At 63.4% G+C, this 16,614-nt stretch carries 13 protein-coding genes and 1 tRNA gene; 6 read left to right on the forward strand and 8 right to left on the reverse strand.

Going from position 1 to position 16,614, the window contains the following annotated elements; genetic code table 11:
* Nucleotides 1–88 precede the first annotated feature (88 nt).
* Nucleotides 89–1,123, reverse strand: coding sequence for a substrate-binding domain-containing protein (locus tag GB927_RS15215; RefSeq protein ID WP_256117989.1), 1,035 nt, complete (start codon nt 1,121–1,123; stop codon nt 89–91).
* A gap of 189 nt (nt 1,124–1,312) precedes the next feature.
* A complete protein-coding gene (phoR, locus tag GB927_RS15220; protein WP_256117990.1) occupies nt 1,313–2,608 on the reverse strand; it encodes a phosphate regulon sensor histidine kinase PhoR in 1,296 nt (431 codons plus the stop codon).
* Between the two features lie 145 nt (nt 2,609–2,753).
* Here phoR and ppk2 point away from each other — a divergent pair, with 145 nt between their 5' ends.
* Nucleotides 2,754–3,635: a polyphosphate kinase 2 gene (gene ppk2, locus GB927_RS15225; RefSeq protein WP_256117991.1), complete on the forward strand. Its 882-nt coding sequence runs from the start codon at nt 2,754–2,756 to the stop codon at nt 3,633–3,635.
* A 3-nt stretch (nt 3,636–3,638) separates the two neighbouring features.
* Here ppk2 and GB927_RS15230 read toward each other — a convergent pair whose 3' ends face one another.
* Nucleotides 3,639–4,784, reverse strand: a complete 1,146-nt coding sequence (locus GB927_RS15230; protein WP_256117992.1) for a cytochrome P450 family protein — start codon at nt 4,782–4,784, stop codon at nt 3,639–3,641.
* A gap of 339 nt (nt 4,785–5,123) precedes the next feature.
* Between GB927_RS15230 and GB927_RS15235 the strand changes: the two genes are divergently transcribed.
* Together GB927_RS15235 and GB927_RS15240 are read left to right on the forward strand one after the other, a co-directional pair.
* Entirely contained in the window at nt 5,124–6,086 is a 963-nt protein-coding gene (locus GB927_RS15235; RefSeq protein ID WP_256117993.1) for an NAD(P)H-dependent flavin oxidoreductase, read from the forward strand.
* Nucleotides 6,087–6,211: 125 nt separating this feature from the next.
* Nucleotides 6,212–6,287, forward strand: a tRNA-Thr gene (locus GB927_RS15240).
* A gap of 55 nt (nt 6,288–6,342) precedes the next feature.
* Here the strand turns inward: GB927_RS15240 and GB927_RS15245 are convergent.
* Nucleotides 6,343–7,524: a DUF3095 domain-containing protein gene (locus GB927_RS15245; protein ID WP_256117995.1), complete on the reverse strand. Its 1,182-nt coding sequence runs from the start codon at nt 7,522–7,524 to the stop codon at nt 6,343–6,345.
* Nucleotides 7,525–7,764: 240 nt separating this feature from the next.
* Here GB927_RS15245 and GB927_RS15250 point away from each other — a divergent pair, with 240 nt between their 5' ends.
* On the forward strand, nt 7,765–8,961 hold the full coding sequence (locus GB927_RS15250; protein WP_256118000.1) for an acyltransferase family protein: 1,197 nt from the start codon (nt 7,765–7,767) through the stop codon (nt 8,959–8,961).
* Between the two features lie 75 nt (nt 8,962–9,036).
* Here the strand turns inward: GB927_RS15250 and GB927_RS15255 are convergent, their stop codons facing one another.
* Together GB927_RS15255 and GB927_RS15260 are read right to left on the reverse strand one after the other, a co-directional pair.
* Nucleotides 9,037–9,273 (reverse strand): DUF4189 domain-containing protein, encoded by a 237-nt coding sequence (locus tag GB927_RS15255; RefSeq protein WP_256118001.1) that lies wholly within the window; start codon nt 9,271–9,273, stop codon nt 9,037–9,039.
* A gap of 116 nt (nt 9,274–9,389) precedes the next feature.
* Nucleotides 9,390–10,511 carry an AI-2E family transporter gene (locus GB927_RS15260; RefSeq protein WP_256118351.1) on the reverse strand — a complete coding sequence of 374 codons (1,122 nt, stop codon included), beginning with the start codon at nt 10,509–10,511 and terminating at the stop codon, nt 9,390–9,392.
* A gap of 382 nt (nt 10,512–10,893) precedes the next feature.
* On the opposite strand from GB927_RS15260, the gene GB927_RS15265 reads away from it, so the two are divergent.
* Both GB927_RS15265 and pgi read left to right on the forward strand, forming a co-directional pair.
* Nucleotides 10,894–12,594, forward strand: coding sequence for a long-chain fatty acid--CoA ligase (locus GB927_RS15265; RefSeq protein WP_256118002.1), 1,701 nt, complete (start codon nt 10,894–10,896; stop codon nt 12,592–12,594).
* A 117-nt stretch (nt 12,595–12,711) separates the two neighbouring features.
* Nucleotides 12,712–14,337 (forward strand): glucose-6-phosphate isomerase, encoded by a 1,626-nt coding sequence (pgi, locus tag GB927_RS15270; protein ID WP_256118003.1) that lies wholly within the window; start codon nt 12,712–12,714, stop codon nt 14,335–14,337.
* Nucleotides 14,338–14,343: 6 nt separating this feature from the next.
* Here pgi and GB927_RS15275 read toward each other — a convergent pair whose 3' ends face one another.
* Together GB927_RS15275 and GB927_RS15280 are read right to left on the reverse strand one after the other, a co-directional pair.
* Nucleotides 14,344–15,432 (reverse strand): glycosyltransferase family 4 protein, encoded by a 1,089-nt coding sequence (locus GB927_RS15275; RefSeq protein ID WP_256118004.1) that lies wholly within the window; start codon nt 15,430–15,432, stop codon nt 14,344–14,346.
* 197 nt (nt 15,433–15,629) lie between these two features.
* Nucleotides 15,630–16,559: a carbohydrate kinase family protein gene (locus GB927_RS15280; RefSeq protein WP_256118005.1), complete on the reverse strand. Its 930-nt coding sequence runs from the start codon at nt 16,557–16,559 to the stop codon at nt 15,630–15,632.
* Between the last annotated feature and the right edge of the window lie 55 nt (nt 16,560–16,614).

The following is a 16,614-nucleotide window of genomic DNA, read 5'->3' on the forward strand; positions in this document are numbered from 1 at the left end:
TGCTGACGGGCTTTGCTGGAAGTGCCCCCGGGCGCGCAAACCGCTCAGAAGGGGCGGCCGGCGCGAAGAACGCGCCGGCCAGAGACAATTACATGATCTTGCCGTCTACGAAGGCCTTACGGATTTCTTCGCGCTCTGCATCGGGAGCAGCGACGAGGCCGTATTCAACCAGCGGGGAGTCCGGGCCGATCATGTCTTCGCTCGTGAAGAACTCGACATATTCCTTCAGGCCCGGGATAACGCCGAGATGCGCCTTCTTGACGTAGAAGAACAGCGGGCGCGAAACCGGGTATTCGCCGGAAGCGATCGTTTCGGTCGACGGAACGATGCCGCTGATGGTGGCGACCTTCAGCTTGTCGGCGTTGTTTTCGTAGAAGGAAAGGCCGAACACGCCGATACCGGACTTGTTGGCAGCGATGCGAGCGAGCGTTTCGGTGTAGTCACCGTCGATGTCGACAGCCAGACCGTCCTTACGAACGGCTACGCACTTGGAAAGCTGTTCCTTGGCGTCGGCGATAGCAGCCTTGATGACGTCCTGCGCGCCAGAGTCCTTGCAGCCGTGAGCGAGGATCTTCTCTTCGAAGACTTCGCGCGTGCCGTGCTTGGAGCCCGGGATGTAGGCGGCGATTTCGGCGTCCGGCAGGTCCTTGTTGACTTCCGACCACTTCTTGTAGGGGTTGGCAACCAGCTTGCCGTCGACGACGACTTCAGCGGCGAGCGCCTGGTAGAGGTCCTTCGGCTCGAGCTTCAGGTCGGCATTGCCGGCGTCGGTTGCGAAGACGATGCCGTCGTAGCCGATCTTGACTTCCTGGATTTCCGTGACGCCAGCGGTCTTGCAGGCTTCGATTTCGTCAGCCTTCATCGCACGCGATGCATTGGCGATGTCGATGCTGTCCGGGCCGACGCCCTTGCAGAATTCCTTCAGACCACCGCCCGTGCCGCCGGATTCGACGATCGGGGTCTTGAAGTCGGGGAAGGTCTCGCCGAACGTCTCGGCAACGATCTTGGCATAGGGAAGGACGGTGGAGGAGCCTGCGATCTGGACCTGGTCGCGCGCAACGGCAACGCCTGCGAATGCGGCGGAAGCGACAAGCGCCGCGAGGGTGAGCTTAAGAGATTTCATCTGGGTTCTCCCGAAGAGGACATATGTGGGAAGCGCAGGTTTCGCGCTCTCTGCCGTTGACCGGCGGCTCTTCTCTAAACCCCGATCGCCCTCCCTTTTATGTCAGTTTGACGAAACATTTGTGACATGCCAAACACCTGAAATTGCTTCGCTATTTTAAACGATGCGACGAAGGCGTAATTCTTTGTGTCAAAACTTCACGGTAAACACCGTGCCCTTGCCCACCTCGGACTTCACGACGAGGCGTGCGCGGTGGCGGGTCAGGATGTGCTTGACGATGGCGAGCCCCAGGCCTGTGCCTTTCTTGGAACGGCTGGCTTCGACGTTAACCCGATAGAAACGTTCGGTAATCCGCGGCACGTGTTCCGGAGGTATGCCGGGGCCGTAGTCGGTGACGCTAAGTTCGACCGGCACCTCGCCCCCGCCGGTGAGCGAAACGTCCACCCGCTTGCCCTCCTGGCCATATTTGCAGGCATTCTCGATGAGGTTCTCGAAAACCTCGACGAGTTCGTCCCGGTCGCCCGGCACGATGACGGGATGTTTCGGCAGATCGAGCACGACCTCGATGCCGAGATCGCTGGCGAGCGGCTGCAGGCTATCGCGCACATGGCCGAGCAGCGGCACAAGATCGACCGTCTGGTCCGGCGTGAGATTGGAGCGCAGTTCGAGGCGGGAGAGCGACAGCAGGTCGTCGACGAGGCGACTCATGCGCGTCGCCTGCTCGTGCATGATGCCCAGGAAGCGCTCATGCGCCTTGACGTCGTTCTTGGCGGGTCCCTGGAGGGTCTCGATGAAGCCGCGCAGCGACGCCAGCGGCGTGCGCAGCTCATGGCTGGCATTGGCGATGAAGTCGGAGCGCATGCGGTCGATGCGGCGGGCCTGCGAGACGTCGCGGAAGGTCAAGAGCCACAGCGGCTCGCTAGTGCGGTCGGCGAGCGGGGCGATGCGAACGACATAGACGGTCTCGGAGGGCAACCGCTCGGCATGTTCGGTCTCGCGCGGCTGGCCGCTGGCGATCGCGTCGCGCACCATGTCGAGGATTCCGGGCGCGCGGATACGGCCGGCAAGGTCGCTGTTGCGGGGGATCGCGCCAAAAATCGCCTCGGCGGCGCGGTTCTGGAGCTTGACGGTTTCGCGCCCGGACAGAAGCACGGCCGGCGCATCGAGCGCGCCGAGCACGGCGGCAATGGCGGAGAGGTCCTCTGCCGGCGCAACGGGCGGGGCAGCGGCCGGCACGGGCACGGCGACCGCGGCCATGGCGCGGATGGCGGTATCCGCCATGCGACGCTCGGTGCGCAGCAGGCCGGCGATGACGAGCAGCAGCACGGCAAAGGAAACCCAGCCGAGATGCATGCCGGCAAGCCACATGACGAAGCCGACAAAAACAGCCGAGGCAATGAGAACGCGTTCGCCCCACAGTTGTATTGCCAGCCAGCCGAGGACCGTCCGCTGATCTGCCACCGCCACCCATTCCCTTGCAAGCATCGTATCCTCCGCACCTCCATCGATTCTCCATGGATAGCGCGGCTTCATGACATGTTTTTCACGGCGCGCTTGAATTCGCAATCCGGTTGTGGCCACCTCTTGGTGTAGCGGCCTTGGCCGTGGGCAATTTCTGAAGGAGTGCACGATGGCGCAAGAAGCCGAAAGCCGGGCTGTTGAGCTGGATATCGACGACAAGAAGCGGGTGTTCGACATCGACGATCCCAAGCTTCCAGACTGGATCGATAAAAAGGCTTTCAGCTCCGACGACTATCCCTATGACAAGAAATTCGACGGCGACGAGTATGAGGAGACGCTCGAAGCGTTGCAGGTCGAGCTCGTCAAGGTGCAGTTCTGGCAGCAGAAGACCGGCAAGCGCATCATGGCCGTCTATGAGGGGCGCGACGCCGCCGGCAAGGGCGGCGCGATCCATGCCACCATGTCCAACATGAATCCGCGCTCCGCCCGCATCGTCGCACTCACCAAGCCGACCGAGACCGAGCGCGGCCAGTGGTATTTCCAGCGTTATGTCGCGACGTTCCCAACGGCCGGCGAATTCGTGCTGTTCGACCGCTCCTGGTACAACCGCGCCGGCGTCGAGCCGGTCATGGGCTTCTGCACGCCGGAACAGTATGAGAAGTTCCTGAAGGAGACGCCGCGCTTCGAGAAGATGATCACCTCGGAGGGCATCCATCTCTTCAAATTCTGGCTGAACATCGGCCGCGAGATGCAATTGAAGCGCTTCCACGACCGCCGGCACGATCCGCTGAAGATCTGGAAGCTCTCGCCGATGGATATCGCCGCGCTCAACAAGTGGGACGATTATACGGACAAGCGTGACCGCATGCTGAAGGCGACCCATACGGACCATGCGCCGTGGACCGTGATCCGCGCCAACGACAAGCGCCGCGCCCGCATCAACCTGATCCGCCACATCCTCAAGACGCTCGACTATGAGGGCAAGGACAAGAAGGCGATCGGCGAGATCGACGACAAGATCGTCGGATCGGGCCCCGGCTTCGTCAAGTAAGGCTCATTCACCCGGCAGGATGCGGACGGCATAGAGATTGACGCTCGCATCTGCGCCGGTGATATCGCTGTTGACCAGGAGATGACCCGGCTCGCTCGGCGAGAGCGAGCCCTCGAATTCCACCTGGAACAGGATATCGGTGCGCTCCGAGATCGTGAAACGATGGCGGCCGCAGCCGCCCATCGAGCCGAAATCGCATTCGACGGAAACCTGCACCGGCTTACCGCTGACCGACTGCACGGTGAGCGCCACCGTCGAGGTCTTGCCGCCCATTTCGCCGAGAACGTCCGGTGCTACCTCGACCAGCACTGCGCCATCGCGATCCGGATTGGTGGAGGTGATGCGCACGGCGGGTCCTTCGTTCGTGCTCACCGCTTCGAAACGGCCTGCGCTCCCCGCAGAAAGCTTTGCCGTATCGGCCGGCGCGAAGACCGCGCGCCAATCGGCAGAGAAGCGGCTCTGCGTGTCCAGCGCCTTCTTGAGCGGGTCTTCGCCCGAAAAATCTTCGCCGGAGACGGTCGCCGGCGGGTTGGAACCGTCGCCATCCTGGAGGGCGTCGAGCAGCCCGCTCGTTTGTACCCACCAGGCAAGCGCGCCAAAGGCTGCGATCAGCGTCGCGACGACCAGCAGGAAGGAAAACAGCCGCCCGCGGCGCCGGCGCGCCTTGGCGACGCGCTCCGGCCGGAAATCCGAAGCCTGGCTCGCTGCCGCCGCGCCGGCTGCGGATGTGGTGGCCTTGCTGCTCTTGGCAAAACCGTCCGCGCGCTCCGGCCGCATGGCGCCGAGATCACTTGCGCCGGCCGGCTGGCGTTCTTCCGCACGCGGCTCGGCGTCGATCGTCGGCTCGGGCCGCACATCGCGTTCGGCGCGCAGCACCGGCTCCGGCCGCGTTTCCACCACGGGCTCGACGCGAACCTCATGGGCTGCGACGGCGTGCAGTTCGGCGCGTTCCTCGGCCTCGATCTGGTGAATGGTCGCTTCCAGCCGGTGGCGCTGGGTGGCGATCGTCTCGGGATCGTTGATCTCCTGCTTGCGCAGGCCCGCTTCCAGCGCATTGCGCGCCGACTGGTAGATGCGCGCCCGAACTTCGGCATTGGCGCGTTCGGAACGCGCCAGCGCGTTTCTGATTGCCGTTTCCAGTCCGCTCACATCCGACCCTTCTACGGGAGCCGCCAAAGGCTGCGGCCATGACACATCTGTGGAAAGAGCTCCACTTTCCGGCTTTCGTTCGTTTTTGCGTAACGTTTGCGGGGAATTTGCGCAAGCCTTCCGACAGAAACTGCTGATGCTTCACCGGGGATAAGCGCCGCGCGGGAGCCTTCGCGGTGCCGGACTGCGCGGCCCGGAAGAAGAGAACAAGCCCGGCCCGATAGTCCCTCGTCTCCCCGCTCCACAGCCCTCAGCCCGTCACCACCCCTTTTCAGAGCGGATTCTCGCTGTTATGGTTTTGACGTTTTCGTAAACGTCAAATCAGACAGGACTTCCGCCATGGCCCTGCCCGCGATCCTCAAGGACAAGCTGCGCCTGCCCGTCGTCGGCGCGCCGCTCTTCATCGTCTCGCACCCCGCGCTGACCCTTGCACAATGCAAGGCCGGTGTCATCGGCGCCTTCCCGGCGCTTAATGCGCGCCCGGAATCCCAGCTCGACGAATGGCTGGCGGAAATCACCGAGGGCCTCGCCGCGCATGACGCGAAGAACCCCGACCGCCCCGCAGCGCCCTTCGCCGTCAACCAGATCGTGCACCGCTCCAACACGCGGCTGGAGCACGACCTGATGATGTGCGTGAAATACAAGGTGCCGGTGGTGATCTCCTCGCTCGGCGCCGTGCCGGAGGTGAATGCGGCGATCCATTCCTATGGCGGCATCGTGCTGCACGACGTGGTCAACAACCGCCACGCCAATTCGGCAATCCGCAAGGGTGCCGACGGCCTCATCGCCGTTGCCGCCGGCGCCGGCGGCCATGCCGGCCCGCTCTCGCCCTTCGCGCTGATCCAGGAGATCCGCGAATGGTTCGACGGCCCCCTGCTGCTTTCCGGCGCCATCGCCACCGGCGGCGCGATCCTCGCCGCCCAGGCGATGGGCGCCGACATGGCCTATATCGGCTCCCCCTTCATCGCCACGACCGAGGCGCGCGCCAGCGACGCCTACAAGCAGACGATCGTCGACAGCGCCGCCGCCGACATCGTCTATTCCAACTATTTCACCGGCATCCACGGCAACTACCTGAAACCCTCCATCCTCGCCGCCGGCCTCGACCCCGACCACCTGCCCGAAGCCGACCCATCAAAGATGGACTTCGAGAAAGCCACGACCGGCGCAAAGGCCTGGAAGGACATCTGGGGCTGCGGCCAGGGTATCGGCGCAATCAAGGCCGTTACCCCCGTCGAGGACCTCGTCGCCCGGCTGGAGCGCGAATACCGGGCCGCAAAGGGTCGCCTCTGCGCGCCCTGAACCGGCAATAGCGCTGCAATGCACAAGGAAAAATGCGGAAGTTGAAACTCCCCGCTTGAAATCTCCTCCCATTGCGGTTATCAGCGCACCCATTCCGGTCCCGATACACTTCGGGACCCGGCTAGGCCGCTTTAGCTCAGTTGGTAGAGCACGTCATTCGTAATGACGGGGTCACGTGTTCGAGTCACGTAAGCGGCACCATTCACTTTCAACTGGTTAGTTTCGATCCAAGCCTTCTCTCGCCGGGCATGCGGCCTCACGCTTGCGTGCCTGCCTCAAGCGTGGTGGCGGAGATCTGTTTCTTCAGGCGGGTGGCGGCCATGGCGTAGCCGCCGGCGGCGCCGTCGATGAAGTGCATGTGGTCGCGCTTCAGCGCCGTCGGCACGATGCAGGTCATCAGCGCCGAATCCTGTCGGTGAAGACCGAAGCGGCAGATGCCAGCGCTTGCGGCTTGCTCAAGCCGTGTCTCGATCTCGCGAAGCCTTTTCGGATCGATGTCTATGGTCATTTTCAGGCCGTCGTCGAACTTGCGGAAATCTGCGTTGCGGGCGACATCCTGCCGGTAGACCCGCGCATCGAAACCGCCAAGCTTCATGCCGAAACGATAGAGCGCGACCGTCAGAAAATATTGCCCCAGAATGAACAGCCGGTGCGAAAAGCGCTTGTCCTTCGGCGCAGTTTTCGTTTCCGCCGACAGGCCGGCCATCGAAAGCCCGATCTGCGGCCCCTCCTGCGCGACGGGATGGCCCTCCCGCTCCTCGCCGGCGGCGAGCGCGACGATATCGACGATCAGCGTCTGAAACGGCTCCAGGTTGCCGGGTGCGACGGGGACTGCGATGATCGAGACGATGTCGCCGTGGCGGGACCGGATCGGGTTCCAGCGGCAGGACAGGCCGGTCAAGTCTGGACGGGCGCCGGGCGGGGCTGGCGGAACGGCGAAGAGGCCTTCCTTCATGCGCGCTTCGGCCCAGCTCGACCCACCGCCGGCAAACATCGCGTAGGAGAGATCCGGTGTGACCTGAAATCGGGCGATGCCGACTTCCCGGCCGGCTGCGTTGATATCGGCCACGGGAACGAGTGCGGCGCGCAGCGTCAGCTTCAGTTCCTCGCTTACCCAGGCCTGCACCGCCGAAAGCGCGTCGTGCGCCTTCTCCACCCCCGATGGCGGCACGGCGACCACGGCGCCATCGCCACCGAAGACGAAGGGAAGGTCGCTGTTGCCCAGCGCATTCAGGATGGCCGAGATGACGCTGGCGCCGGCCATGTTGACCGCCTTGTAGCGGCCGGCCTCGATCGTGCCGGTGGAATCGACGATATCGGCCGTCGCCAAGGCCCAGTCGGCCGGCAAAGCCCGGTAGTTCCGGCTATCGGCAACGCCGGCGAAATCGACGAAAACGGGAAGCGTGCTGAAAAATGTTTCGCTGGACAGACTGGTCATGCTTTGAGGCTACCATATTCGCGCATGGCAGGCGACGGCTCGTGTCTTCGAGAATCGTGCCGAGGCAGTCACGAGCTTCCCCTTTCGACGTAGGCATTTGGAGTGCTACCGACAATGGCCACAGGCAGGTGTACCATCGATGGAAGCGCACCCAATTGAGCGGATCGATCCCCTCCCAATGCTCAAGTATGCGGCACTTTTTGCTTCGCTAGCCTGTTTCGCCTGGAGAGGGTTTGACACATGCCAAGACATGGGGTTGCCGGGCTGACAGAGGATGGAGGCCGCATAGATGCGCTGGATGGACTGCGTGGCCTCGCGATACTGCTGGTCATGATATTCCATCTCACGCTCGTCTACCCATTTGGAGCGGCGGAGAAGTCCATTTTATATATGGCCGGAGGGATCGGATGGATCGGGGTAGACCTGTTTTTCGTCCTGTCCGGCTTCCTGATCACCGGTATTCTGATCGACACCAAGGATAACAGGAATTTCTTCAGCAACTTTTTCGCACGTCGTACCTTGCGGATATTCCCGCTCTATTACGCCACGCTAATCGTTGTCTTCCTGGTCATGCCGGCGGCAGGATACTTCAACACGCCGGAACTGAATTTTATCCGAGAGCATCAGGTGTTTTCCTGGACCTACATGACGAACTGGGGTTTCGTCGCTGCAGGCGGCGCCCGCTTTTTCAACGTCGAGTGGTTGACGCTGATACACTTCTGGTCTCTCGCCATCGAAGAGCAGTTCTATCTTATCTGGCCCTTTGCGGTCTATTTTCTCAACCGCAGAAAATTTGTCGGACTGTGCATCCTGCTGATGGCCGGCGCCGTTTGTGGGCGGCTTGCGGTGGCGGCGTTCGGGATCCCGCAGGGCGCGGCCTACACGCTCACGCCCTTCCGCATTGACACTTTGGTCACCGGTGCGCTCATCGCTGTGGCCGTGAGAGACCGGACAGCGAAACAGCGTGTTTTTGCGGCGGCCCCATGGGCGGCGGCGATAGCGGCGACGTTGGTTCTTTTGGTCTTCATGCTGCGCGACGGGGTATGGTTCGCCGACCGCTGGATGCACACGCTGGGCTTTTCGGTTCTTGCCATCGGCTGGGGCGGTCTATTGGTTATGTGCCTCCCAGACTATCGAGGCGGGAGCATGGGACTGCTGTTCAAACCCCATTGGCTGCGCTTTTTCGGAAAATACAGCTACGGCCTCTACGTCCTTCACCCCTTCGTGCTGGCACATTTTTCTCCGGCCCCCTTTGCGCGGCTTGGAATGCCGGAGCCGATTGCGGCCTGCCTCTACATCACGTGCGGCATTATCGCATTCGTCATTCCGGCCTGGCTTTCCTGGCACCTTCTCGAAAAACATTTCCTGAAACTGAAACGCTTCTTCGCAAGTGCGCCCGACACGGCCAGCCCGAAGAGAAACCTGGTGAGAACGTAGCGATCGAGAGTCGGCCCCGCTTTCCGCGAACAGCATCAGGTGCGGAAGCCCGCCCATGGGGCGGGCTCCTCTTGCTTATTCGCTTTCGTCGCATTCGGTGATTTCGCAGACGGATTCTTCCGTCGTGCGGTTGGCGCATTCGGTCAGTGCCTTTTCCCGGGCAGACCCTTCGTTGTCGTAGCTGTAGCTGTAGCCGTAGCTGCCCTCTTCGGAGACTGCGATGCAGCCCCAGGCGAGCGCCGATGTGGTGGATGTGGCGAAAACGGTCGCCAGGACGAGGGCGGCGAGCCCTGTCCGCTGAACGGATGTCATGTTTTAGTCCCCCAAGAAACTGCGCAAGACGCGCAAGCGGAGACTATGGTTGCGGCCGCGAAATTTGCAAGCGGATGCAGGGGTTTCGCGCGCGCAATCTGCTCTATGTAGCCGGCTCAGCCGACATTGCGCTCCTGCTCGATGCGCGTGGCGGCCTCGGTGGTCGGGTCGAGGATGATCGGCGACGGCGGCGCTTCGGCGGCGTCCACTTCGCGGATCCATTCGCGCCAGATGGCGACGAGGAGCGCCATGAGGACCGGGCCGATGAAGAGGCCGAGGAAACCCATGGTCTTCACGCCGCCGATGAGGCCGAAGAAGGTGGGCAGGAAAGGCAGCTTGATCGGACCGCCGACAAGGCGGGGGCGCAGCGTTTTGTCGACGATGAAAAGCTCCACCGAGCCCCAGATGAAGAGCGCGAGGCCGGCAACGGGCGAGCCGCTGGAGACCAGGTAGACAGAGACAAGCGTGAAGGAGAGCGGCGCGCCGCCGGGGAAGAGGGCCATGATGCCGGTGATCACGCCGAGCGTGACGGCGGACGGCACGCCGGCGATCCAGTAGGCGACGCCGAGCACGATGCCTTCGCCTATAGCGATGAGCGTCATGCCGGTGACAGTGGAGCTGATCGTCGCCGGCACGATGCGCGAAATGCGCTCCCAGCGCATCGGCAGGATGCGCTCGCCCAGGCGATCGACCTGGCCGGCGAAGGATTGGCCGTCGCGATAGATGAAGAACAGCGCGATCAACATGAAGAGCATGGCGAGTAGCAGGCCGAAGGCCTTGCCGCCGGCGGCGAGCGCCACCCTGTAGATATTGCCGATATTGGCGCCGCTGACGATCTGCGTCAGTTCGCCGATCGCGCCCGGATGATCGAGGAAACGCGTCCATTGCATGTCCAGCCAACCGCCGATGACCGGCAGCGCGCGGATCCAGTCCGGTGTCACCGCACCGGTGCGGTTCGTCTCCACCGCCCAGCCGATCCAGTCGCGGATCTCGTGGAAGGCATAGGTCGAGGCGATCATGATCGGCCCGACGATGAAGGCGAGGATCAGCAGGATGGCGATGGAGGCGGCGAGCGTCCGGTTGCCGCCCACCTGCGCGAGCAGGCGCGCATAGAGCGGCCAGCTGGCAAAAGCGATGACGAGGGCGGCCAGCACCGGCACGACGAAGCCATGGAAGAAATAGATGCCGGCGAAGACGATGAGGACGAGGAGCCAGCGCGCCGCCGAGATCGGGGATATGAGCGCGACGCTGCTCGGGCGCGCCGCGCCGAGAAACCGGGGCTCACTTTTGCGATGTTCCGAATGCAGCAAACTCGTCCACTCCCATGAGGCCGGCAAGCGGCCGGACCATCTAGATAAGGTCTACTAGAAGAATGTTAAACATATACGCGGTTTTTAGGGCCGGGGCGCGATGAGACGCCGCAGTCCGCCGCAATTACCCGCCTTGTAAAAAAGCTGTGTGACGTTGCGCCGACTGATTGTTGACGTTTACGTCAATGTAAGCTAGCGATAGCCCTTGATGGCGCCCGCCAAAAGCATCATCTTGTCCGCATCGGATGGTTGGAGGAACCTTCGGTGCCGGCGGGACGGATGATGCCCGCGCGCAAGAGGAGGAGCATGCATGTCGGCCACAGTCCAGGACACTTCCACGCAACCGACCGGCCGTTTCTGGCTTGCTTCCTATCCGGAGGGCATGGCGGGCGAGATCGCGCCGCTCGGCCATGCGTCGATCGGTGCCCTCGTCGAAAGCTGCTGCGCCCGTTATGCCGATCGCCCCGCTTTCACCAGCATGGGCAAGACGCTGAGCTTCAAGGATTTCGAAGCGGCGTCGGCAAAGATCGCCGTCTGGCTGCAGGCGCAGGGCCTGGAAAAGGGCGACCGCGTGGCGGTCATGATGCCGAACATCCTGCAGAACCCGGTAATCATCTTCGGCATCCTGCGCGCCGGCCTCGTCGTGGTCAACGTCAACCCGCTCTACACGCCGCGCGAACTGGAACACCAGCTGAAGGATGCGGGCGCCAAGGCGCTGTTCGTGCTGGAGAATTTCGCGAGCACGGTGGCGCAGGTCGTTTCGCGCACGGCGGTGAAGCACGTGGTCGTCACCACGATGGGCGACATGCTGGGGCTCAAGGGACTGATCGTCAATTTCGTCGTGCGCCGGGTGAAGAAACTGGTGCCGGCCTGGTCGCTGCCGGGGCATATTCCCTTCACGCAGGCCATGGCGGAGGGTGCGCGCGGCGCGCTGAAGCCGGTCAGCGTTGCGCCAGGTGACACGGCCTTCCTGCAATATACCGGCGGCACGACGGGCATTTCCAAGGGCGCGACGCTGACCCATTCCAACCTGCTTTCCAACATGGAGCAGATCAAGCTGTGGATCGAGCCGACCTTCCGGGTGAAGGCGCGGCCGGACCAGCTCGTCTTCATCTGCGCGCTGCCGCTCTACCATATTTTCGCGTTGACGGTGAACGGGCTGATGGGCATCGCGCTCGGCGGCCATAACGTGCTGATCGCCAATCCGCGCGACATCCCGGCCTTCGTCAAAGAACTGGCGAAGTATCGCGTCCACATCTTCCCGGGCCTCAACACGCTGTTCAACGCGCTGATGAACAATCCGGATTTTTCCAAGCTCGACCTCTCCGAGCTGGTGCTGACGCTCGGCGGCGGCATGGCGGTGCAGCGGCCGGTCGCCGAACGCTGGCAGGCGATGACGGGATGCGCCATCACAGAGGGCTACGGGCTTTCGGAAACCTCGCCGGTCGCCACCGCCAACCGTTTCGACAAGCCGGAATTCACCGGCACGATCGGCCTGCCGCTGCCCTCGACGGATATCGAGATCCGCGACGACGACGGCAACACGCTGGCGCTCGGCGGGATCGGCGAGATCTGCATCCGCGGCCCGCAGGTCATGGCCGGCTACTGGCAGCGGCCGGACGAAACGGCGAAGGTGATGACGCCGGACGGTTTCTTCCGTTCCGGCGATATCGGCTTCATGTCGGCGGACGGGTTCACCAAGATCGTCGACCGCAAGAAGGACATGATCCTGGTTTCCGGCTTCAACGTATTCCCGAACGAGGTGGAGGAAGTGGCGATGTCGCTGGCCGGCATCCTCGAATGCGCGGCGATCGGCGTGCCGGACGAACATTCCGGCGAGGCGGTGAAACTCTTCGTGGTGCGCCGCAACCCGGCGCTGACGGAGGCAGACGTCAAGGCGCATTGCGCGGCCAACCTCACCAACTACAAGCGGCCGCGCTTCATCGAGTTCCGCACCGAACTGCCGAAATCCAACGTCGGCAAGATTCTCCGCAAGGACCTTCGCGGCTAAACGGCGACGCGGGTTAAATCGATTTAGTTTTTTCGGGCAAGCCGCGTTTTCGGTCTTGATTTGCGCATGCCAAAGCGACTAGCTAACCGGCATCGTCCAAAGCCAAGGAAGACGCCGATGAACGCGCTTGTCGAAAAGCTGAAATCCATCGTTCGCGATACCAACGCCACAGACATAAGGGCCGCCTTTGCCGCCGATCCTGAGCGGTTCTCCCGCTTCAACGCCAAACTCGGCGACTTCCTCTTCGACTATTCGAAATGCGCGGTGAACGACGCCGTGCTCGACGGGCTGGAGGCGCTCGCCAAGAATGCCGGCGTCGAGACGAAGCGCGACGCGATGTTTGCCGGCGCGATCATCAACATCACGGAAGAGCGCGCGGTGCTGCACACGGCGCTGCGCAACCGTTCCAACACGCCCGTGCTCGTCGAGGGCAAGGACGTGATGCCGGATGTGAACGGCGTGCTCGACGCCATGGGCGCATTTGCAGACGGCATCCGTTCGGGTGCCCTGAAGGGTGCCACCGGCAAGAAGATCACCGACGTCGTCAATATCGGCATCGGCGGCTCGGACCTCGGCCCCGTCATGGCGACCTTGGCGCTTGCCCCCTTCCATGACGGCCCGCGGCTGCATTTCGTCTCCAACATCGATGGCGCGCATATCGCCGATACGCTGAAGCTGCTTCAGGCCGAGACGACGCTCGTCATCGTCGCCTCGAAGACGTTCACGACGATCGAGACGATGACCAATGCGGCGACGGCGCGCAAATTCATCGCCGATGCGCTGGGCGACGCCGCCGTCGGCAGCCATTTCTGCGCGGTCTCCACGGCGCTCGACAAGGTTTCCGCCTTCGGCATCGACCAAACACGCGTCTTCGGCTTCTGGGACTGGGTCGGCGGGCGCTATTCGATCTGGTCGGCGATCGGCCTGCCGCTGATGATCGCGATCGGCAAGGAAAATTTTGCCGAATTCCTGGCCGGCGGCCATGCCGTCGACAATCATTTCCGCGAGGCGCCGTTCCGCGAAAACATCCCGATGCTGCTCGGCCTCATTGGCTACTATCATCGCAACGTGCTCGGTTATCCGTCGCGCGCCATCCTGCCCTATGACCAGCGCCTGTCGCGTTTCCCCGCCTATCTCCAGCAGCTCGACATGGAATCGAACGGCAAGTCGGTAACGATGGATTCGACGCCGGTCGAGGGCCAGACCGGCCCGGTCGTCTGGGGCGAGCCCGGCACCAATGGCCAGCACGCCTTCTACCAGCTCATCCACCAGGGCACGACGGTCATTCCGGCCGAGTTCATGATCGCGGCGAACGGCCACGAGAAGGACCTGCGTCACCAGCACCAGCTCCTCATCGCCAATTGCCTGGCGCAGTCGGAAGCCCTGATGAAGGGCCGCACGCTGGACGAGGCCAGGGCGCAGCTCACCTCCAAGGGCATGGACGAGGCGAAGGCGGACAAGATCGCGCCGCACCGCGTGTTTTCCGGCAACCGCCCGTCGATCACCATGGTCTATGACAGCCTGACGCCCTTTGCACTCGGCCGGCTGATCGCGCTCTACGAGCACCGCGTCTTCGTGGAAGGCGCGCTGTTCAACATTAACTCGTTCGACCAGTGGGGCGTGGAGCTCGGCAAGGAGCTGGCGACGGGCCTGCTGCCGGTCGTCGAGGGCAAGGAAAGCGCGGAAGGCCACGATTCATCGACGGCCGGTCTCGTTGCCGCCCTGCTGAAGGCCGCGAGCTAACGCTCGTCAGGAGCGAAGGCTGAGACGGCGTGCCGCGAAAGCACCGCGCGGCACGCGGGTGAGGTTTCCGAGGAATTCGCGCGCGCAGGCGCTCCAGCTATAGGTCATGGCGCGGCCGCGGGCGACGTCCTTGGGGATGTCGAGCGCCGCAAGTGCGGCTTCCCGCAGGTTCTCCGACAGCGCGCCGCCTTCGCCGAGAACGTCCTTCGGGGCAGTGACCGGGAAGGCCGCGACGGGGACGCCGCTCGCCAGCGCTTCCAGCATGACATTGCCGAACGTATCCGTGCGGCTCGGGAAGACGAAGACGTCGGCCGAGGCGTAGACGCTCGCCAAGTCCTCGCCGGTCTTGCGGCCGAGGAAATGCACGTCCGGATAACGCTGGCGCAACATGGCGAGATCCGGCCCATCGCCGACGACGACCTTGCTGCCGGGCAGGTCGAGGCTCAAAAAGGCCGGCAGGTTCTTTTCTACGGCGACGCGGCCGACATTCAGGAAGATCGGGCGCGGCATGCCGAGATCGCGGCGTTTTGCCGGATCGAACAGTTTGGTATCGACGCCGCGCGACCAGCGCTTGATGCGCACGAAGCCGCGCGCCGCCATCTCCGCACCCAGCGACTTGGTCGCCACCATCATGCCGTCGCCGGCATTGTGGAAGCGGCGCAGCCACCAGTAGCTGACGCTTTCCGGAATGGGCAGGCGGGCGCTGATGAATTCGGGAAAGCGCGTGTGATAGGCCGTGGTGAAGGGCAGTCGGCGCTCGAGGCAGGCGCTGCGTGCCGCCATGCCGAGCGGGCCTTCCGTGGCGATGTGGATATAGTCCGGCGCGATCTTCTCGATCTCGGCCAGCACGCGGCGCTTCGAGGTGATGGCGAGCCGGATTTCCGGATAGGACGGCAGCGGCACCGTGGTGAATTCCTGCGGCGTCAGGAAGACGACGTCGATGCCCTCCTCCGCCATCGAGCGGGCGAGCTCTTCGAGCGTGTGCACGACGCCGTTCAATTGCGGGCGCCAGGCATCGGTGACGACAAGAATGGTGGGAGCCCGGCCATTCGACCGGGCGGCGGCAAGCGAATCTGGGGCGGTGTGGTCGAGCATGGCCCCTTTGACCATGCTGCGATGACAGGCGAATGAAAGGGCACTTTCAGCCTGTTTTCGCCACCTTGCCCCACCCTCTGTCGTCATCCTCGGGCTTGACCCGAGGATCCATGCGGCACGCGCGGCGCTTGTGGCGTGGATGCTCGGGTCAAGCCCGAGCATGACGGAGGAGAGGTTGCGGCCTGTGTCCTGCCGGCTCAGGCGAGCCCGATTTCCTTTGCCCAGGGCGGGTTTGCGCCGGCGCGCGAGACGGTGACGGCGGCGGCCTTGGCGCCGAGCGCCAGCACCTTGGCGATCTGGTCCTGGTCGAGCTTCGCCACCTGTTCCTTGGTCAGCAGGTTCTGCATCTTCAGCGAGGCGAGCACGCCGGCATCGAACGTATCGCCGGCGCCGACCGTGTCGACCACGCTGACGCGCTCGCTCGGCACCGTGACCTTATGGTTTACGGTATAGCCGACGGCACCTTCCGCACCACGCGTCACGACGACGAGCTTTGCGCCGTGGTGCAGCCAGTGGCGGGCGAGCGCCTCCTCGTCGCCTTCGAGCCCGAACCAGGCGAGGTCCTCGTCGGAGAACTTCACGATGTCGGACATCGCCGCCATACGGCGGATGCGGGCCATATGGGCATCCTTGTCCTTGATGAAGCCGGGTCGGATGTTCGGGTCGAGCGAGATGACGCGCTTGTCGTGTTCGCGCGCCAGAAGCGCCTCGTAGGTCGAGCCGCAGGGCTCGGGGATCAGGCTGATCGCGCCGAAATGCAGCGCCTCGCAATCGTCGCCGAGGGCGGGAAGCTCGGCCTCGGTGATCATGCGGCCGGCGGTGCCCTCGTCGTAGAAGGCGTAGGTCGCGTGGCCGTCGACGAGCTTGACGAAGGCGACGGTGGTCGGGCGCGACAGCGTTGCACAATAGCTGTAGTCAACGCCGCTTTCCTTCAGCGTGCCGCGCAGGATATCGCCCATCATGTCGTCGGAAAGGCCGGTGAAGAAGCCCGTCGGCACGCCGAGGCGGCCGAGCGCAATCGCCGTGTTGAAGATCGCCCCGCCGGCATAGGGGGCGTAGGCATCCTCGCCGAGCGTCGACGTGCGCGGCAGCATGTCGATCAGCGCTTCACCACAACACAGGATCATCAGACTTCCTCCAATCGAACTTTCAATCGATTTAAACGATCATGGCGGAAAGCGC

Source organism: Shinella lacus, from assembly GCF_010994755.1.
Taxonomy (GTDB): Bacteria; Pseudomonadota; Alphaproteobacteria; order Rhizobiales; family Rhizobiaceae; genus Shinella; species Shinella lacus.